The sequence below is a fragment of the Dietzia sp. PP-33 genome (genome assembly GCF_033790845.1).
In the GTDB taxonomy this organism is placed as follows: Bacteria; Actinomycetota; Actinomycetes; order Mycobacteriales; family Mycobacteriaceae; genus Dietzia.
The window spans coordinates 362,584-382,125 of the sequence record NZ_JAMYEI010000004.1; the positions used below are offsets into that span (position 1 = coordinate 362,584).

At 70.9% G+C, this 19,542-nt stretch carries 15 protein-coding genes, 1 tRNA gene, 1 other RNA gene and 1 pseudogene; 10 read left to right on the forward strand and 8 right to left on the reverse strand.

Translation table 11 applies throughout. The features are described 5' to 3' along the window. The first annotated feature begins 66 nt into the window (after positions 1–66). From leuA to NJE57_RS09825, 3 genes are all read left to right on the forward strand, one after another. Entirely contained in the window at positions 67–1,929 is a 1,863-nt protein-coding gene (gene leuA, locus NJE57_RS09815; protein ID WP_319028209.1) for a 2-isopropylmalate synthase, read from the forward strand. Positions 1,930–2,212: 283 nt separating this feature from the next. After that, the gene (locus NJE57_RS09820; RefSeq protein WP_319028210.1) at positions 2,213–3,313 is read left to right on the forward strand and encodes a peptidoglycan recognition family protein; all 1,101 of its coding nucleotides are present in this window, start codon (positions 2,213–2,215) and stop codon (positions 3,311–3,313) included. Positions 3,314–3,585: 272 nt separating this feature from the next. Continuing rightward, entirely contained in the window at positions 3,586–4,713 is a 1,128-nt protein-coding gene (locus NJE57_RS09825; RefSeq protein ID WP_319028211.1) for a glycerophosphodiester phosphodiesterase family protein, read from the forward strand. A 67-nt stretch (positions 4,714–4,780) separates the two neighbouring features. Here the strand turns inward: NJE57_RS09825 and NJE57_RS09830 are convergent, their stop codons facing one another. The 3 genes from NJE57_RS09830 to NJE57_RS09840 are packed head-to-tail and all read right to left on the reverse strand — an operon-like array spanning position 4,781 to position 7,639. Next, complete coding sequence (locus NJE57_RS09830; protein ID WP_319028212.1) at positions 4,781–5,212, reverse strand: phage holin family protein; 432 nt, start codon at positions 5,210–5,212, stop codon at positions 4,781–4,783. 6 nt (positions 5,213–5,218) lie between these two features. Continuing rightward, positions 5,219–6,622: an aspartate aminotransferase family protein gene (locus NJE57_RS09835; RefSeq protein ID WP_413464394.1), complete on the reverse strand. Its 1,404-nt coding sequence runs from the start codon at positions 6,620–6,622 to the stop codon at positions 5,219–5,221. 57 nt (positions 6,623–6,679) lie between these two features. After that, a complete protein-coding gene (locus NJE57_RS09840) occupies positions 6,680–7,639 on the reverse strand; it encodes an exonuclease domain-containing protein (protein ID WP_319028214.1) in 960 nt (319 codons plus the stop codon). Between the two features lie 169 nt (positions 7,640–7,808). Here NJE57_RS09840 and NJE57_RS09845 point away from each other — a divergent pair, with 169 nt between their 5' ends. The 4 genes from NJE57_RS09845 to NJE57_RS09860 all read left to right on the forward strand — a co-directional run bounded on the left by NJE57_RS09845 (position 7,809) and on the right by NJE57_RS09860 (position 12,284). Next, positions 7,809–8,864, forward strand: coding sequence for a serine hydrolase (locus NJE57_RS09845; protein ID WP_319028215.1), 1,056 nt, complete (start codon positions 7,809–7,811; stop codon positions 8,862–8,864). A gap of 26 nt (positions 8,865–8,890) precedes the next feature. Then, on the forward strand, positions 8,891–10,255 hold the full coding sequence (locus NJE57_RS09850) for a MurT ligase domain-containing protein (RefSeq protein WP_319028216.1): 1,365 nt from the start codon (positions 8,891–8,893) through the stop codon (positions 10,253–10,255). Then, positions 10,252–11,106, forward strand: coding sequence for a glutamine amidotransferase (locus tag NJE57_RS09855; RefSeq protein ID WP_319028218.1), 855 nt, complete (start codon positions 10,252–10,254; stop codon positions 11,104–11,106). The genes NJE57_RS09850 and NJE57_RS09855 overlap by 4 nt, the downstream gene beginning before the upstream one ends. A 248-nt stretch (positions 11,107–11,354) precedes the next feature. Next, the gene (locus NJE57_RS09860) at positions 11,355–12,284 is read left to right on the forward strand and encodes an amidohydrolase family protein (protein WP_319028219.1); all 930 of its coding nucleotides are present in this window, start codon (positions 11,355–11,357) and stop codon (positions 12,282–12,284) included. A 150-nt stretch (positions 12,285–12,434) separates the two neighbouring features. Here the strand turns inward: NJE57_RS09860 and recR are convergent. The 5 genes and pseudogenes from recR to ffs form a co-directional block, all read right to left on the reverse strand. Continuing rightward, a pseudogene (recR, locus tag NJE57_RS09865) lies at positions 12,435–13,040 on the reverse strand (recombination mediator RecR); the annotation flags it as partial. A 118-nt stretch (positions 13,041–13,158) separates the two neighbouring features. Continuing rightward, positions 13,159–13,494: a YbaB/EbfC family nucleoid-associated protein gene (locus NJE57_RS09870; protein WP_319028220.1), complete on the reverse strand. Its 336-nt coding sequence runs from the start codon at positions 13,492–13,494 to the stop codon at positions 13,159–13,161. Between the two features lie 112 nt (positions 13,495–13,606). After that, entirely contained in the window at positions 13,607–16,117 is a 2,511-nt protein-coding gene (locus NJE57_RS09875) for a DNA polymerase III subunit gamma and tau (protein ID WP_319028221.1), read from the reverse strand. Positions 16,118–16,594: 477 nt separating this feature from the next. Further along, positions 16,595–17,872, reverse strand: a complete 1,278-nt coding sequence (locus NJE57_RS09880) for an aminotransferase class I/II-fold pyridoxal phosphate-dependent enzyme (RefSeq protein WP_319028222.1) — start codon at positions 17,870–17,872, stop codon at positions 16,595–16,597. Between the two features lie 46 nt (positions 17,873–17,918). After that, an RNA gene (ffs, locus tag NJE57_RS09885) (signal recognition particle sRNA small type) lies at positions 17,919–18,015 on the reverse strand. A 106-nt stretch (positions 18,016–18,121) separates the two neighbouring features. Between ffs and NJE57_RS09890 the strand changes: the two genes are divergently transcribed. The 3 genes from NJE57_RS09890 to NJE57_RS09900 all read left to right on the forward strand — a co-directional run bounded on the left by NJE57_RS09890 (position 18,122) and on the right by NJE57_RS09900 (position 19,532). Next, positions 18,122–18,209 (forward strand) — tRNA-Ser (locus NJE57_RS09890). A 431-nt stretch (positions 18,210–18,640) separates the two neighbouring features. Then, positions 18,641–18,967 (forward strand): hypothetical protein, encoded by a 327-nt coding sequence (locus NJE57_RS09895; protein ID WP_319028255.1) that lies wholly within the window; start codon positions 18,641–18,643, stop codon positions 18,965–18,967. 205 nt (positions 18,968–19,172) lie between these two features. Further along, positions 19,173–19,532: an NADH-quinone oxidoreductase subunit A gene (locus NJE57_RS09900; protein ID WP_319028223.1), complete on the forward strand. Its 360-nt coding sequence runs from the start codon at positions 19,173–19,175 to the stop codon at positions 19,530–19,532. The last annotated feature ends 10 nt before the right edge of the window (positions 19,533–19,542 follow it).

Consider the following 19,542-nt stretch of genomic DNA (forward strand, 5'->3'; position numbering starts at 1 on the left):
GTCGCGGGATCTCGTCGTGCCGGTCCGATCCCCACAGATCGACTCCATGGAAGTAGAGCCCCTTCAATGAATCCCGCTGACGCATTCGTCTCGTCGTCGTCGACCATCACTCCCCCCTCCAAGCCCGGACGCCCCGATCAGCCGTCGTGGAACCGACAAAAGGGGTCGTCGATGCCGGCGCACCGCTACCGGCCCTTCGCCGAGGAGGTCGAGGACGTCTCGCTGCAGAGGCGCACCTGGCCGGACAAGGTCATCACCCACGCGCCGCAGTGGTGCGCGGTCGACCTGCGCGACGGCAACCAGGCGCTGATCGACCCCATGAGCCCGGCCCGCAAGCGCCGCATGTTCGAGCTGCTCGTCCGCATGGGATACAAGGAGATCGAGGTCGGCTTCCCCTCCGCCTCGCAGACGGACTACGACTTCGTCCGCGAGATCATCGAGGACGAGGCGATCCCCTCCGACGTCACCATCCAGGTCCTGGTCCAGTGCCGCGAGGACCTGATCCGCCGCACCTTCGAGGCGTGCGAGGGCGCGTCCAACGTGATCGTGCACTTCTACAACTCCACCTCGATCCTGCAGCGCAAGGTGGTGTTCCGTAAGGACCGCGACGCCATCAAGAAGATCGCCACCGACGCCGCCGCGCTCGTCACCGCCGTCGCGAAGGACTACCCGGACACCAACTGGCGCTGGGAGTACTCGCCCGAGTCGTTCACCGGGACCGAGCTGGCGTTCTCCAAGGAGGTCTGCGACGCCGTCACCGAGGTCGTGGGCGCCACCCCCGAGAACCCGATCATCCTCAACCTGCCCGCGACGGTCGAGATGGCCACGCCCAACGTGTACGCCGACCAGATCGAGTGGATGCACCGCAACCTGGCGCGCCGCGAGGCGACCATCCTGTCGCTGCACCCGCACAACGACCGCGGCACCGGCGTGGCCGCGGCCGAGCTGGCGTTCCAGGCCGGTGCCGACCGCATCGAGGGCTGCCTGTTCGGCAACGGCGAGCGCACCGGCAACGTCTGCCTGGTGACGCTGGGCATGAACCTGCTCACCCGCGGCGTCGACCCGCAGATCAACTTCTCGGACATGGACGAGATCCGGCGGACGGTCGAGTACGCCAACCAGCTGCGCGTCCCCGAGCGGCACCCGTACGGCGGCGACCTGGTGTTCACCGCCTTCTCGGGCTCGCACCAGGACGCGATCAACAAGGGCTTCGACGCCCTGCAGGCCGAGGCCGACGCGCGCGGCGAGGACATCACCGACATCACGTGGGAGGTCCCCTACCTGCCCGTGGACCCCAAGGACGAGGGCCGCACCTACGAGGCCGTGATCCGCGTGAACTCGCAGTCCGGCAAGGGCGGCGTCGCCTACATCATGAAGAGCGACTACGGCCTGCAGCTGCCGCGGCGTCTGCAGATGGAGTTCTCCGCGCTGGTGCAGAACGTCACCGACTCCGAGGGCGGCGAGGTCACGCCCAAGCAGATGTGGGACATCTTCACCCTCGAGTACCTGGACCGCGTCTCCCCCATGGAGCGCATCTCCCAGCACCTCGACCCGGCCGAGACCGACGACGGCGTGGACTCGATCGACGCCGTGGTCAAGTGGAAGGGCGAGACCAAGGAGCTGACCGGGTCCGGTAACGGCCCCCTGGCGGCGTTCGTCGCCGCGCTCAACGAGATGTTCGACGACGAGGTGCGCATCCTCGACTACTCGGAGCACGCGATGACCGCCGGAGACGACGCCACCGCGGCCGCGTTCGTCGAGGTGCAGTTCGGCAACAGGGTCTTCTGGGGAGTCGGCCGGGCCGGTTCCATCACCACCGCGACGCTGCGCGCCGTGGTCTCGGCCGTGAACCGCGCGTACGCCGACGAGGCCGTGGGCTCCGACGAGACCGTGGGCAGCACCGTGGGCGCCCGCACCTGGGCTCCCTGAGCCGACCCGACTGGAAGAGCGTTCCGCACACATCGCCCGAGGCGAGTGTGCGGAACGCTTTTTTCGTACGGGTGGGCGACCGGGCGCGCGCGTGACTGGGCCTCGGGCCCACCATCTCCGGGCGAGGGGAGCTTCAGACGCGCACCCTGAGCCTCACTTGCCACATATATCACTCTGGTAACGAAGGTCTCGATTTGGTTACGTCGAGGGCGTAATGTGGCGGTCGATCGCGCCGATATGCCAGGCGTCAGTTTTCTGTAGTACAAGTCTGGAGTGCACCCTTATGCCCGTTTCACGCCGTGGGTTTCTCACCGCCGCGTCAGTCGGGGTGGGCGTCGCTGTCGCCTCCTCCGTCCGTGGCCCCCTCGCCGGGGCCAACCCGTTCGACACCGGTTCCCTCGGCATGGCCCAGGATCTGCTCAAGTCGGTCCCGGCCGGCAGCGGCATGATCCAGCCGAACGGTCCGCTCGGCTACGTCGGAGTGACCTTCCCCAGCGCCGAGGAGATCGCCGGCCGCATCCGGTTCGCGTTCCCAGACGGCTCGGTGGGCGACTGGCTGCCGCTCGAGGCGATGGACTCCGCCCCGGACTCCGGAAGCACCCCCGCCTCTGAACTCGTCTCCGCTCCGGACGGATCCGTGGGCTACGAGGTCGACGCACCCGCGGGCGCCCGTGCCACCGCGTTCGACGACGGCCGGGGCGCACCGCGCAACTACAGCCTGGGCAGCGTCGGAACGCTCGGCCTGCCGATCATCCCGCGCGCGGCGTGGGGTGCTGGCGACGTGTCGGGCAATCGCTGGGCGTCGCAGTTCCACCCGGCGCAGGCGATCACGATCCACCACACGGCCTCGCCCGTCGGTCCGGACCGCGCTGCCAGCGTGCGCGCGATCTACAACTACCACGCCAACACGCTGGGCTGGGGCGACGTCGGGTACCACCTGCTCATCGACCCCGAGGGCCGGATCTACCAGGGCCGCGGCGGAACCGTCGGCGGGACCCCGGTCTTCCAGGTGCCGCCGGTCGCCGGTATCGCTCCCCCGGTGGTCACCGCAGGTCACACGGGCGGCGTCAACAACGGCAATATCGGCATCAGTCTGCTGGGCGACTTCACCGGAGCGCCGCCGACCGCCGCCGCCGTGGGCGCGACCATCGACTGCGTGCGTGCCCTGTGCTCAGCCACCGGCATCAACCCGCGTGGCGGCATCACCTACCGCAATCCGCAGGGCGGGGCCACGCGCAACATGCCGGCCGTCTCGGGCCACCGCGACTGGGGCGGGACCGCCTGCCCAGGCAACTCCTTCTACCCGCAGATGCAGTTCATCCGCGACACCGCCGCGCGCGGCTGGGCCCCGAACGCGGTCTCCTCGGCCGCCTTCGGCTCCTGACTTCCGTCTGACGAATCCGCTGCTTCCGTGCAGGCTCCGCTATCCGGACGAATCCGATTGGCGAGCCCGGCACGGGAGTAGCGGATTCCGTGCTCCCGTGACCCCACCAGAACGCATGTCAATCCCCTTGCACCCAAGGCTGTCTCAGTCGTCACCCCGTGTTCATTCCGGGTCGAACCGCCCGTAGGCGACACCGCATATCGTCACGTCGTCCAGTGGCACCCGGGGCCCTACCCGGCAGTGCCGACCCGACTTCCGACGAGGTTCCCCACATGCGCAGCACACGTGCCCTCTCCACGGTAGGAGCCACCGCACTCGGCTGCCTCCTGACCGCCTCCTCCCTCACCGTCGCCACCGCCGCGACCGGATCGCTCGGTGCCGGCGGACCGCTGGGCTCACTCGATGCCCTCGGTTCGCTCGGCGCCGGCGAGTTCGATCTCCAGGCGCACCGCGGCGGCGTGGGACTGCATGTCGAGAGCACCCCGCAGGCGTTCTCCCATGCGCTCGAGCTGGGCGTGACCACCCTGGAACTGGATACCCAGGTCACCGCCGACGGCGCGGTCATGGTCACGCACGACCGACGGCCCCGGACGGACGTATGCCAGGACACCGCACCCGTGGTGGCCGGCGACCCCTTGTTCCCCTACATGGACGACTACATCCACGAGCTCACCCTCGAGCAGGTCCGGACGCTCGACTGCGGTTCGCTCCGGCGCCCCGGATACCCCGATCAGCAGACGCACCCGGGCGAGCAGATGATGCTCCTGTCCGAGCTCTTCGACCTGGTCAGGGCTCACGGAGCAGACGGGCCGGGCGGAGTACGGATGAACATCGAGACGAAGGTCGAGGCCGGCGCTCCGGAGCAGACCGCACCGCGCGAGGAGTTCGTCTCGGCGGTCCACGAGGAGATCGCCGACTCGGGTCTCGAGCAGCAGATCACCATCCAGTCGTTCGACTGGGGCGCTCTCATGGCGATGCACGAGCTCGCCCCGGCGCTGCCACTCGTGGCGCTGACCAATCACGATTTCCTCGGCATCGACTCCCACGAGCCCTCACCGTGGCTCGGCGGAATCGACATCGCGGACTTCGACGGTGACGGCGTCGCCGCCGCGGCGTCCATCGACGGTGTGGTGGCCTACTCGCCGGTCGCCACCCACCCCGACCAGAGCTGCACGGTCGGTGAGAGCGACTGCCGGGCGTACGTCACGCGGGAGATGGTCGACAGCGCCCACTCGCACGGCCTGAAGATCATCCCGTGGACGGTGAACAACGTCCCGACCATGGAGTACCTCATGGACATCGGCGTCGACGGGATCATCACCGACTACCCGAACCTGCTGCGGGACCTCATGTCGGAGCGGGGCCGGGCGCTTCCGCGGCAGTACACCGCCGAGGGGTGAGCTGACCCCCGGGCCCGCCGCCCCACCGGGCCGGGCCCGGGGGCCGGGCCCATGGGGTGGCCGGGTCTCAGTCGCGGGCGCGCGAGGGGATCAGCATGCCGAGGAGCCAGTTGACCAGACCCACGACGATCGCGCCGAAGAAGGCCGCCCAGAAGCCGCCCACCACGTACTGCGCCCCGAAGGGCTGGAACGTGGTGGTGATCCAGCCGGTGAGCATGAGCATCAGTGCGTTGACCACCAGCAGGAACAGCCCCAGCGTGAGGATGGTCAGCGGCAGTGAGAGCAGCTGCACGATCGGCTTGACCACCGCGTTGACCAGCGTGAACACCACGGCCACGATGAGCAGCGCCGCGATGGTCGGCACACTCACGTCGTTGTCCGCCGTGCCGGAGGCCATCCCGGCGTCCGCGGCGGGTTCGTACAGGGAGATCCCCGGCACGATCAGTGTCGCCACCCACAGGGCGACGGCGTTGACGATCAGCCCCAGTACCAGTGCCATGTCCGGTCAGCTCCCCACGTAGGAATCGGCCACATCGAGTGCGCGGTCGAAGATGTCGAGCCCCGCATTGGCCTCGTCCGCCGTGATGATGCAGGGCGGCACGATGTGGAAACGGTTGTAGTTCATGAACAGCAGCACGCCGCCGGACTTGGCGGCGCCGAAGGTCCTGGCCATGGCCTCTGAGGACCCACCGTAGGGGGCCAGGGGCTCGCGTGTCTCGCGGTCGGCCACCATCTCCACGGCCCAGAACACGCCCAACCCGCGGACCTCGCCGATCGACGGGTGCTTCTCGGCGAGTTCGCGCAGGCGCGGGCCGATCACGTCCTCGCCGATGGTGCGCGCGTTCTCGACGATCTTCTCGTCGCGCATCAGGTTGATCGTGGCCACCACGGACGCGCAGGCGAGCGGGTGCCCGGCGTAGGTGAGCCCGCCGGTGTAGGGCGTCGTCTCGAAGGAGGCGGCGATCCGGTCGTGCAGGATCACCCCGCCCAGCGGGACGTACCCCGAGTTGGAGCCCTTGGCAAAGGTGATGAGGTCGGGCGCCCAGTCGTCGTCACCGGACCGGAAGTTGTCCAGGGCCAGCCAGGCGCCGGTGCGGCCGAAGCCGGACATGACCTCGTCGCAGATCATGACGATCCCGTACTTGTCGCAGATCTCCCGCACGCCGCGCAGGTAGTCCGCCGGCGGCACCATGATGCCCACGGTGCCCGGGACGGACTCGATGATCAGGGCGGCGAAGTGGTCCGGCCCCTCGAGCCCGATGAGCGTGTCCAGGTGCTCGAGCGCGCGGTCGCACTCCTGCTTGGAGTTCTCGGCGTAGAACTGCGAGCGGTACAGGTAGGGCGCGTGGAAGTGCACGGAGCCGGTGTTGCCCAGGTCGTTGGCCCAGCGGCGGGCGTCGCCGGTGAGGTTCATCGAGGTGGTGGTGGCGCCGTGGTAACTGCGGAACGCCGAGAGGGTCTTGTGCCGACCGGTGTGGCGGCGCGCCATGCGGACGGCGTGCTCGACGGCCTCGGTGCCGGCGTTGGTGAAGAACACGCGGTTCATCCCGGCGGGAGCGACCTCGGCGACGAGCCGGGCGGCCTCGGCGCGGGCGGCGTTGGCGTGCGCGGGGTTGATGGTGCACAGTTCGGCGGCCTGGTCCTGGATGGCCTTGACGACCACGGGGTGCTGGTGGCCGATGTTGGTGTTGACCAGCTGCGAGGTGAAATCGAGAAGGCGGTTGCCGTCGCCGTCGGTCAGGTGGCAGCCCTCGGCGGCGGTGACGACCATCGGGTCGCTGGCGCCCCAGGCGGACCACGGGGTCAGGACGTGGGCCCGCTCCTTCTCGTAGACCTCGCGGGCGGCGGCGTTCTGGGGTGCGGGCACGGGGCGGTACTCCTGTGGTCGACGATGTGGGCCGCAGCCCATCATGTCAGTTCCGCGGCGGCCCCCAGGACCAGCGCCCCACGATGCGGAACGCGCGGGTCAGAACAGTGCCTCCTGCGCGCTGTCCACCGCCTGTGCGCCCGCGACGGGCCGTCCCGGCGTGACGTCGGCGAGCATCTCCTCGAACCGGGCGAACGGCACCAGTTCGAGTCCCTTCCTGCGGGCGAACGCGGCGCGCCCCCGGACCGAGCCCGGGGCGTCGCACACCGCCAGTGAGGTGCGGGAGGAGATGCGGTCGGCCAGGTAGAGACCGGAGTCGACGACGACGCCGGCGATCTCCTCCGGGTCGCGGTCGACGTCCTGCGTGAAGACCACCTCCATGCCCTGCACCAGCGGTCCACCGCGTTTCAGCCTCCCGGCCGGCCGCCAGAGCCTGGGCGCGGCCAGGGCGTCCGCCCAGACGCGGGAGACCAGGAATCCGGTCTCGGGGTCGGGCAGCATCCCGTCGAGCTCGCGCACGGTGGGCCGGACGTCCTTGGCCGCGGCCACCCGCAGCATCCCCGCGAACACCCCGGCCAGCACCAGGGCGTCGTCGTGGGCGTCGTGCGCGGCCCGCTGCTCCACCCCGAAGTGCGCGGCGAGGGTGACCAGCTTGAGATCGGCAGTGGACAGGTGCAGCCGGCCCGCGAAGTCCAGCGTGCACAGGAACCGCTCCAGCGGCGCGGCCAGCCCTGCCCGCCGGGCCTCGGAGGCCAGGAAGGAGGCGTCGAACGTGGCGTTGTGCGCCACCACCGTCCGGCCGTCGAGCACCCGGGCCAGCTCCGCGGCCACATCGGCGAAGCGTGGTTTGCCCGCGAGCAGGGCCGGGGTGAGCCCGTGCACGTGGACGGGCCCCGGGTCGACCCCCGGGTTCAGCAGGGTCGCGAACTCCTCGACCACCTCGCCGTCGTCGTCGATCACCACCGCCGCCACCGACAGCACCCGGTCGACCGACGGCCTCATCCCGGACGTCTCGACGTCCACCACCACCCAGCCGCTCATGTCACCGGCGTCTCCCATGCCGTCCATCGTGGCAGACCGCCCCGACATCCCCGATGACTCGCCGATTTCCGGACGCCCGCCGGCCACCCACCCGATCCCACCCGGACACGCCGCAGAGCTACTGTCGTCGCCGTCAGCTCAGCGCACCGGCCGCTCCCGGCCCGTCCAGTCCAGTCCAGGAGAGTCAGTGGCGCGGTACCGGTCGGACACCCCCGCGGCACGCCTACGGGACGCCGCAGCCCACGACAGGCGTCGCGGCCGTCGATCACCACGGCCGGCCGCGCTGTGCCTGGTCGCACTGGTGGGCCTGGCGATCACCGCTCCCGGAACGAAGCTGGCGGAACCGGACACCGCCTCGGCCAGCTCCCACCTGGGGTCGGCCGAGCCCGCGACCCCGCTGCCCGACGGGCGGGTCGAGGACATCTCCCACCTCGCGCGGCCGATCCCGTCGGGCTGGGGCGAGGTGGGCCCGCTGCTGGCCGGCGCGGTCACCGACGCCGGGTCGACCGGGCACCAGCTGGCGGCGTGCGTCCTGGCGATCGACGCCCCCGACGAGCGCGTGGTGTGTGCGGGCGACGACGAGCCCCGCTACGCCGCCTCGGTGATCAAGGTGGCCTACGCGGTGGCCGCGCTCGAGGCGTGGGAGGTCGACACCGACGCCGTGACCCCCTACGGGCCGCTCGGCGACCTGCTGGAGGCGGCCGTCACGGTCTCGGACAACGAGGCCGCCAACCTGCTCTACGACCTGTCCGTCGAGGGCCCCGCGGCGCCGGGAACCGATGACCCGGTCGAGGCGATCAATATTGTGACGGACCGGGTGGGGCTGGCCGAGGAGTTCCACACCGGAGGCGCCTTCCGCCAGCAGTGGACCGGCGACTGGAGCCGGGTGAGCGCCCGCGGCAGCGTGAACTACCTCGCGGAGCTGGTCCGCACCGCCGACGGCCGCCCGCCCCATGGTCGCGCGCTGACCTCACCGGCGGTGGCGCGGATCGTGCTCGCTGCCATGGCCGATCAGGAGCGGACGTGGAAGCTGCCGGCCCACCTGCCCGAGGGCTCGGTCGCCAACAAGACCGGCGAGACCGACACCGTGTCCCACGACATCGCCGTGGTCAACACCACCTCCGGCCGGTACGCGATCGCGGTCATCGCCACCGCGGCGGGCCCGGAGGACACCCCGGACGAGGTGACCGCCGGACTGGGTCGCGACGTCGCAACCGCCCTCGGCGGTGCGGCGCGGTTCTGATGCCGGCGCCTGCCTAGACTCGTCGTATGAGTTCCCGCGCGCACACCGGCCCGGCCTCCCCCGCATCCGGCCCCCCGTCCGGGTCCCGGTCGGGGTCCCGGTCCGGATCCCGGCCCACGGCCCTCACCCCCCGGGGCCGCGCAGCCGTGGCGGTCTCCCGACTGGCCACCTGGGCCTCGCGGGTGTCCGGCCGCGGGTCGGGCGGGATGATCGGCGGCCTGGTCGCGCTCAAGCTGGACCCCGGCCTGATGCCCCAGCTCGCCGCGGGGCGGCGGTCCGTGCTGGTCACCGGGACAAACGGCAAGTCGACGACGACGAGGATGGTCGCCTCCGCCCTGTCGACGGTCGCTCCGGTGGCGTCGAACAGCGGCGGCGACAACATGGACGCCGGGATCGTCTCCGCACTCAGCGCTGATCGGACGGCCCCGCTGGCCGCGATCGAGGTGGACGAGCTGCACACCCCGGCGGTTGCGGAGAACACCTCCCCCGAGGCGATCGTGTTGCTCAACCTGAGCCGCGACCAGCTGGACCGGGTCGGGGAGATCAACTCCATCGAGCGAAGGCTGCGGGCCGGGGTGGCGGCGCAGCCACAGGCCACGGTGGTGGCCAACTGCGACGACGTGATGATCACCTCGGTGGCCTACGACAACCCGTCGGTGGTGTGGGTCGCCGCCGGGAGCGCGTGGGCGGGCGACTCGGTGAGTTGCCCCCGCACGGGTGAGCCGATCAGCCGCACGGTCGACTCCACGGGAGCCGTGCACTGGCGGACCCAGGGCACCCTGCCCGACGGTCGGCAGTTCGCCCGGCCCGAGCCCGACTGGTGGGTCACCGAGGAGGCGATCTTCGGCCCCGACGGTTTCACCGCACCCATGACGTTGGCCATCCCGGGGCGGGCCAATCGTGGCAACGCCGCCCAGGCCGTGGCCGCCGCCGTGGCGATGGGCGCCGACCCCGCGGCCGCGGTCCGGGCGGTCGAGGGCGTCGAGGACGTGGCGGGCCGGTACTCGACCGTCGACATCGACGGCCGCGCCGCGCATCTGCTGCTGGCCAAGAACCCCGCCGGCTGGCAGGAGGCGCTCGGGATGATCGACACCTCCGCCGAGGGCCTGGTGATCGCCGTGAACGGCCAGGTCGCCGACGGTGTGGACCTGTCGTGGCTGTGGGACGTGCGCTTCGAGAGCTTCGAGGGCGTGTCCGTGTACGCCGCCGGCGAGCGGGCCGCCGATCTGTCGGTGCGCCTGACCTACGCCGGGGTCGAGCACCAACTCGAGACCGAGCCGCTGGCCGCGATCCGGCGGTGCCCGCCCGGCAGGGTCGAGGTGCTGGCCAACTACACGGCGTTCCGTGACCTCGGGCGTGCGATCGCCGCCCGGAAGGAGCAACAGCGATGACCGAACAGCACAGCGCCGACGCCGGGACCCCGGACTCCGCCGGTGACGCCGGTGACGCCGGGGCCTCCACCTCCCCACTGGACACCGTCTCCCCCGAGTCACCGCGGACCTCGGAGTCGACCGTGCGCATCGGCCTGGTGCTCCCGGACGTCATGGGAACCTACGGCGACGACGGCAACTCGCTGGTCCTGCGGCAGCGGTTGCGCTGGCTCGGGTACGACGCCGAGATCGTCCGGATCACCCTGGACGACGCGGTCCCCGACTCGTGCGACATCTACACGGTCGGTGGTGGTGAGGACGCCGCGCAGAAGCTGGCGTCCCGTCACCTGTCCGGCTCACCCGGGCTGCAGCGGGCCGTCGCACGCGGAGTGCCGGTGCTGGCGATCTGCGCCGGCATGCAGGTGTTCGGCGAGTGGTTCATGGTCTCCGACGGAACCCGCGCACCCGGACTCGGCCTGCTCGACGTGACCACCTCGCCGCAGGCAACGCGCTCGATCGGCGAGCTGGTGTTCACCCCGCAACTCGCGGGACTCGCCAAGCCCCTCACCGGCTTCGAGAACCACATGGGCGCCACCGTCCTCGGCACCGATGCCGTGCCGCTGGGGCGCGTCACGTCGGGCGTCGGCAACGGGGTCCCGGCCGGGGAGCCCGCGCGCTCAGGCGGGCCCGTCGAGGGAGTGGTCCAGGGGTCGATGATCGCGACCTACGCGCACGGCCCTGTGCTCGCGCGGAACCCCGAGTTGGCGGACCTGCTGCTGAGACGGGCGCTGGGTGTGAACTCGCTGCCGTCGGTCGAGGTGCCCGCGGTCGAGCAGCTGCGTCGCGAGCGGATCGCCGCCGCCCGCCGCTGAACCACCACCGCGACCGACCCGCCGCCCGGCCCCGGCCACCGCCGCCGGGTCATGCGGCCCGGCCGGCCACCGCCGCGGCGTCATGCGGCCCAGCCGTCCGCGATCCACCTATCGGAATGCGATCCACCCATGGGCCTCCGTAGGTGGATCGCATTCCGATGGGTGGATCTGTCCTGCCCGGGGGTGGTCGCGTTTATAGGGGACGCGATAGCGCATCGGGGCCCTGCCTCTGACATACCCTCGGTCGCATGTGTGAACACCACGGCACCGCCACTCTCACCGGGTCCGTGACCCCTCCCGACCCCGCCGTCGAGGCGGCCCGGGTCCGCGCGCTGTGGGAGCCGCTGGGACTGCCCGGGATCATCGACGTGCACACGCACTTCATGCCCGCAAGGGTGATGGCGAAGGTGTGGGACTACTTCGACGCCGCCGGCCCCAAGATCGGCCGCACCTGGCCCATCACCTATCGGGAGGCCGAGGACGAGCGCGTCGAGCGACTGCGCTCCTACGGTGTGCTGGCGTTCTCTTCGATGCTGTACCCGCACAAGCCGGAGATGGGCGCGTGGCTCAACGCCTGGTCGGCCGATTTCGCGTCTCGGCACCCCGATTGCCTGCACACCGCGACGTTCTTCCCCGAGCCGACCGCGGGCGACTACGTGCGGGACGCGCTCGAGGCGGGTGCGCAGGTGTTCAAGTCACATATCCAGGTGGGCGAGTACGACCCGGGGGACCCGCTGCTCGACCCGGTGTGGGGTCTGCTGTCGGAGGCGCGGGTGCCCACCGTGATCCACTGCGGCAGTGGTCCCGTCGCCGGCGGGTTCACCGGGCCGGAGCCGGTCGCGGCCGTGCTCGAGAGGTTCCCGGACCTGCCGCTGATCATCGCCCACATGGGAATGAGCGAATACTCCGAGTTTCTGGACCTGGCCGAACGATACGACGGCGTCTATCTGGACACGACCATGGCGTTCACCGATTTCGTCGAGGAGATCAGCCCGTTCCCGGTCTCCGAACGCGGTCGGCTGGCGGACCTGGGTGCGAAGATCCTGTTGGGGACCGACTTCCCGAACATCCCGTACCCATTCGCCCATCAACTCGACGCCCTGGCGGAGCTGGGGATGGGCGATGACTGGCTACGGGCGGTGTGGCACGGAAACGCCGCGAGGCTCTTCGGCCTCTGACCACTCGCGGGACGACGGTCCCGCCGCCGAAGTCGTCTCAGGCGTCTCAGTCGACTCGGGGGTCCCTGGTGCTTCCGGAGGCGGCGGGGTCTCGATCTGCTCCGGCCGCAGTACGCCGCCCGACCGCGCGGGCTGCGGGGTGCCACCGGAGAGGACGCGGCGGCCGGAGAGTGCGCTTCCCAGGGTCAGCTCGTCGGCGAACTCCAGGTCCGCACCCATGGGCAGGCCCGAGGCGAGCCGGCTCACCACGAGTTCGGGGAACGGTCGCAGCAACCGGGCCAGGTACGTGGAGGTGGCCTCGCCGGTGGTGTTGGGATCGGTCGCGATGATGATCTCCGCGATCTCCTCGCCGTCGATCTCCTCCCCGACCCGACGCATCAGGCCGGCGATGCGCAGCTCGTTGGGTCCGATGCCGTTGATCGGGTCGAGCGCACCGCCGAGCACGTGGTAGAGCCCGCGGAACTCGCGGGTGCGCTCGATGGCCTCGATGTCCTTGGGCTCCTCGACCACACAGATGAGCGTGGGATCGCGCCGCGGATCGGAACAGATCCTGCAGCGCTCGCCCGCCGCGACCGTTCCGCACACCTCGCAGTAGGTGACGCCGTCGACCACCGCCTGCAGCGCGGACCGGAGCCGCTCCACCGCCTCGGGCTCGGTCTGCAGGAGATGGAAGGCCAGCCGCTGCGCGGACTTCGGACCGACGCCCGGCAGCTTGCCGAACTCGTCGATCAGGTTCTGGACTGGTCCCTCGTACATCGCCGTTCCTGTGCTCTGCCGTTCCCGGCTGCTCCGCCGTTCCCGGCTGATCTGTCGTTCCCGGTGACGACTGCGTCACCGGGTGGCGGGTTCCGGTCCGGGCCGGATCCCGCCGGTCTCACATGCCCAGGCCGCCCATCATGTCGCCGAGGCCGCCGCCCGAGGCCAGCGGGCCGAGCCGGGACTCCGCGAGCTCCTGGACCTTGGTGTGCGCGTCACCGAACGCACCGACGAGCAGATCCTGCAGCGTCTCGATGTCCTCGGGGTCCACGACCTTCGGGTCGACAGTGACCCCGGTGACCTCACCGGTGCCGCGCATCGAGACGGTCACGAGGCCTCCGCCTGCCTGTCCGTCGACCGTGGTCGCGGCGATCTCCTGCTGCGCCTGGGCGAGCTGGGCCTGCATCTGCTGTGCCTGCTCGAGGAGGGCGTTCATATCGGGTCCGGGCTGCATGGCGGGTCCTTTCGGCTGGTGCCGTTCTGGGCCGGGGCGGCCCCGGTCGGTCGGAACCCAGGGTAACCGCACCATCGGACACCGTGCCCCGCCGCGCGGCGGGCGGAGCCGGTCAGCGCTCGAGCGGACGGGCCCCGAGATGCTCCTTGAGCAGCTGGAGCGCGATGTCCTCGCCGGTCCGGTGGTCCAGGTTCTGTGGGCCGCTGCGGGCCTCGTCGACCATCTCCTCCTCGCTCACCGGTGGCCCGGGCGGGCCGCCGCGCTCCCCCGGTTCCGGCTCGGGCTCCTCGGGGGGTGGCGGGATGTCGTCGTATCCGCCTCCGGGTGACCCGCCCTCACCGGATCGGCCGTAGCCCGGGCCCTGGGCGGAGTCCCCGCCGCGGAGCCGGCGCTGCCACCCCTGCGGTTCGGTCTGCTGGGCGTTCGCGGTGCCCTCCGTCGATCCCGGGCCGGCGCCTCGGGCGGGAGCCGGGGCCGGGGTGCCGGTCGGCGCACCGCCCGAGGTGCAGCGGATCGTCCAGTCCCCGCCCACGACCTCGGTGACCGAGTCGGTGATCGCGGTGGCGTTGTGCGGCTGGGACAGACGTTTGGCCAGTGGGGCGTAATCGTGCACCAGATGGATGACCCGGCCGTCCACCCCGGCGACGGTCGCGCCGGCGAGCATGACCTCGACGGTGCGGGTGCGCTTTCGGACGGCATCACGGATGGCGGGCCACGCGCGGCGGATGTCCTCGGCCTCCATACCGGGGGCCGCCGCGGACTCGGGCTCGGGCTCCGGCACGGCCTCGGCGGCGGGCGGCGCGGTGGCCGCCTCGCGCCACGGGTCCTCGTCCGGGGCAGGAGCCGGCGGAGGTGCGGAGGAGGGAGCCGGAGGCGTGACCGGTTCCGGGGCGGGCCCGGCGGGCGGCGCCTGTGGCTCGGGCGCCGGAGGCGCGACCGATTCCGGAGCGGATGTGGCGGCGGGGACCTCGGGCTCGGGCGCCGGAGGCGCGACCGGTTCCGGAGCGGATGCGGCGGCAGGCGCCTCGGGCTCGGGGGCAGCAGGCTCAGGGGTGGGAGGTTCTGTAGCGGGAGGCTCAGGGGCGGGAGGCTCAGGGGCGGGAGGCTGTGGTTGCTGCGCGGGAGGTTGCGGCTGCGCGGTGGGAGCGCTGGGCGCCGGCGGCCGGGTGGATGCCGCCGGGTCCTGTGCCGGCCCGGGCCCCTGCGCCTGTGGTTGCCCGCTCTGCTGCCCCTGTCGGTCAACCGCCTCCGAGGGGGGCACCTGGGAGCGGCGCACGAACTTCGGCCGCCCCTCCTGCTGGGCCGGCGGCTGCGTGGTGGGGGCGCCGCCCGGGCCCGGGCGCACCTCGTCGTCGTCGCCACCCGGTGCAGCCGCGCCCGCCGCACCCACACCGGCCGGACTCACACCACCCGGACTCACACCCTGGGCGGGCGCGGTTCCGGCACCGTCCTGCGGAGCGACGGACGGCCGTGCGGTCCCCGACTCGAGGGATTCGACACGTTGCAACAGGGCCACCATCGAATCGTCGGCCGAGGGAAGCAGCAGCTTGGCGCACAGGATCTCCAGCAGCAGACGCGGCGAGGTGGCCCCGCGCATCGACCCCATGCCCTCGTGCACCATGTCCGCGCAGCGGGCGAGGGTGGCGGGCCCGATGTAGCCGGCCTGCCGACGCATGGTGTCGGCCTGCTCGACCGGGGCGTCGACCAGGCCGCGCTCGATCGCCTGGGGCACCGACTGCACCATGATCAGATCACGCAGCCGCTGCAGCAGGTCAGCGGCGAACCGGCGGGGGTCGAGACCGGCCTCGATCACCTTGTCGACGGTCCTGAAGAGCGTGGCGCCGTCAGAGGCCGCGAGCGCGTCCACCGTGTCGTCGAGCAACGCGGCCTCGGTGGCCCCGAGCAGACTCACCGAGCGCGGGTAGGTGATCCCCTCCTCGCCGGCGCCGGCCATGAGCTGGTCCAGCACGCTGAGCGTGTCGCGCGGCGATCCCCCACCGGCACGGATGACCAGCGGGAACACCGTGGGCTCGACCTTCACGCCCTCCTGTTCGCAGACCCGCTCGAGCAGCCCTCGCATCGAGGACGGAGTGAGCAGACGGAACGGGTAGTGGTGCGTGCGCGACCGGATGGTCGGCAGCACCTTCTCGGGCTCGGTGGTGGCGAAGATGAAGATCAGGTGCTCCGGCGGCTCCTCCACGATCTTGAGCAACGCGTTGAAACCCGCGTTGGTGACCATGTGGGCCTCGTCGATGATGAGCACCCGGTAACGCGACGACGCCGGCGCGAAGAACGCCCGCTCCCGCAGGTCGCGGGTGTCGTCCACACCGCCGTGGCTGGCGGCGTCGAGTTCGGTGACGTCCAGCGTCCCCGTCCCGCCGGGCGCCAACGCCACGCAGGAGTCGCACTCGCCGCACGGTGTGGCGGTGGGCCCCTGCACGCAGTTGAGGGACCGGGCGAGGATGCGGGCGGACGAGGTCTTGCCGCAGCCGCGCGGACCGGAGAACAGATAGGCGTGGTTGATACGACCGGAGGACAGCGCCACCGAGAGCGGGTCGGTGACGTGCTCCTGGCCCACGACCTCGGCGAAGGAGGCGGGGCGGTACTTCCGATAGAGGGCCACATGCAAGAGGGTACCCAGGGGGTACGACGACGACGAGGCGAGCGGTCCCGTCCCGAAATGACCGGAGGGGCCGCGCCTGGCGCAGCCCCTCCTGACGTCCCTCGCGCGGCGGTGCGGGCCCCCTCAGACCCTCGCGGCGCGGTTCCGGGCCGACACCGGGCACCGACCCCTCGCAGCCCCTCAGCTGCCTCCGGCGCCCGACGCTTTCGCAGCCCGGACGGCTCAGATACAACCAGACTGACCTGCGGCTATCAAGGTCCACCATTTGTTGACTATTGCTCAACAGAACACGTGTCCACATTCGTGCACGTCAGGGGCCTCGTCACACCGCGGACCGCCACGTCCACGATTTGGGAACGTGGTACAGATCACGTTTCGGACACCCCCGCAGGTGAGCACGGCGTTCCGGGTGCCACCACGACGGTCCGCCGAGGGGAATCCGGATGGTTAGCCGCTATAACGACCGGGGCGAGGGTGTTACACCGTGAGCAGGGCTGCACGGCACGCGGCCAGCAGCGCGCACAGCCCCACCACGTCCATGGCCGTCTCGACCTCCCGCAGCGGCGGGAGGGTGGGCGCCAGACGGATGTGCCGGTCGTCGGGATCCTGACCGTACGGATAGGCCGACCCCGCCGGCGTCAGCGAGACCCCGACCTCCTTGGCCAGCCGGACGGTCTCCGTGGCGGTGCCGTCCGGCACCTCGAGATCGATGAAGTACCCGCCCTCGGGGCGCGTCCAGTGGGCCACGTCGTACCGGTCGAGCCGCCGCTCCAACGCGGCGGCGGCCGCCTCGAACTTGGGTGCCACGATCTCGCGGTGCTTCTGCATGTGGCCGAGCACCCCGTCGGCGTCGCCGAAGAAGCGCGCGTGGGCCAACTGGTTGACCTTGTTGGGCCCGATCGACCGGTTTCCGGTGTGCCCCAGGTACCAGTCGAGGTTCTCCCTCGAGGAGGACAGGAACGACACGCCCGCCCCGGCGAAGGTGATCTTGGAGGTCGAGCACACCTGCAGGAAGCGGTTCGGGTGTCCGGCCTCGGCGGCGAGCGAGTCCACGTCGGGGACCTTGGGGAAGTCCTCGGTCAACGTGTGCACCACGTAGGCGTTGTCCCAGACCACCCGGAAATCCGGGGCGGCGGTGGCCATCCGCGCCAGCCGGGACACCGTGTGATCGCTGTAGACGGTGCCGGTCGGGTTGGAGTAGATCGGCACGCACCACATGCCCTTGATCGACGGGTCGGTGGAGACGAGATACTCCACCTGGTCCATGTCCGGTCCGCCCTCGTCCAGGGCGACCGGGATCATCTCGATCCCGAGGGCCTCGGTGATGTTGAAGTGCCTGTCGTATCCGGGGACCGGGCACAGCCACCGCAATTTCGGCTCGTCCTTCCACGCTCGTTCCGAGTCGGGGGTGCCGAACATCATGGAGAACGTCACCAGGTCGTACATGATCGACAGGCTCGCGTTGTCCTGTGCGATCACCCGGCCGGCGTCCACGCCGAGCAGGTCCGCCATGATCGACCGCAATTCGGGCAGACCCGCCCCGCCGCCGTAGTTGCGGACATCCGTCCCGCCGGCCAGGTGATCGCCCTCCCCCGGCAACGACAGGAGCCGCTCGGAGAGGTCCAGCTGCTCGGGCGAGGGCTTTCCACGGGTCAGATCCAGGGACAGGCCGCGATCGGCGAGGGAGTCGTACTCGGAGCCGAGCTCCGACTCGAGTCGGGCGAGTTCGTCGGCGGAGAGATCGGACAGCGCCATCATGGCCTCCGGGGGATCGACAACGTGGGTGGCATTGGTGCCCAGACGTAAAGGGACCCCGCGCACCCGCCAGAGCCCGCTGACCCTTGCTGCCTTCCGGCCCTGGGGGAGTTCACAGGATGGACGCCGCGCGGGGTCCGGGTACGAGTCTAACCGTGCAGTGTCCGCAGCCGCACGCCCGCCCGCGATGCGGCCGGAGATCCGTGGTCGGTTTGCCAGTGGTTGCCCGCGCTGGGTACTGTCGTCCACGGAGGATTCGCCTAGTGGCCTATGGCGCTCGCCTGGAACGCGGGTTGGGGTTTATAGCCCCTCAGGGGTTCAAATCCCCTATCCTCCGCCGCGACGATCCCGTCCGTGGGAGTGCAGACTCTTCCCCGGGCGGGATTCGTCATTTCGGGGCGGGCCGTCAGCCGGTGGGTCGACGCAGCACATACTGCGCGAAGATCACCTCCGGCGCGGAGGAGCACCACGCGTCCAACCGCTCCTCGGCGTCAGCGGGAGATCCTCCCGGCCGGCGCTGCCGACCTCGTCCAGCAACCAGCGGGGTCGCCCGGTGCGGTTCATGCCGACACGTACGTGTCTGCCGGACCACGCTCCGCGTCCCACACTGCGCACCCTCGATCGGGCAACAGTGCTTCCATCCACCGCACACGCCACGGGCACCCCGTCCCGCTCGGTAGCATCGCGCAGGTGACCGAGATCACCAGTCCGGCCGTGGAGCTGCGCGTGCTCGTCTACAGCCACGATGCCGGGACCCGCAGCCGCGTCATGTCCGCACTGGGTACGCGCCCGCACCCCGACCTGCCCCGCCTGCACTTCACCGAGGTCGCCACGGCCCCGGTGGTGATCGAACACATGGACGCCGGGAGCGTCGGTCTGGCGATCCTCGACGGCGAGGCCGCCCCCACCGGCGGGCTCGGACTGGCCAAGCAACTCCGGGACGAGTTGGACACCTGCCCGCCGATCCTCGTGCTCACCGGCCGGCCCGACGACAGATGGCTGGCCGACTGGTCCCGCGCGGACGCGGCGGTCCCCCACCCGATCGACCCTCTGCGGCTCCGCGAGGCCGTGACCGTACTCCTCGGAGCGGGCTGACGGGCCGGAAAGCCGACTCTGCGAAACTCCAGACATCCGTCAAAGAGTTGTGAGTAAAGTCACAGTCGCGGGACGGACACCGTCCGGCCCGCCTGGGATCCGGGCCGGCTGAGAACCCACCACACCCGGTCGTCCGGTTCCCGTGCGGTTGCAGGAGAGGTGCGCCCACAGGTGCCTTCTCGAGGAACGCGCGAGGAGTGACGTGATGAACGAGTACGTGCCGATCCTGGCCCTCGGGGCCGTCGCCGTCGCCTTTGCCGTCTTCTCCTCCTTCGTCTCCTCGCTGGCCGGCCCGAGCCGGTTCAACAGGGCCAAGCTCGAGGCCTACGAGTGCGGCATCCAGCCCACCCCGCAGCCGGTCGGGGGCGGACGGTTCCCGGTGAAGTACTACCTCACCGCGATGCTGTTCATCATCTTCGGCATCGAGATCCTCTTCCTCTACCCGTGGGCCGTCCACTTCGACAACCTCGGCCTGTTCGGGCTCGCCGCGATGGCCCTGTTCGTATTCAACGTCTCCGTCGCCTACGCCTACGAGTGGCGTCGGGGCGGACTGAGCTGGGACTGACCCGGGACAG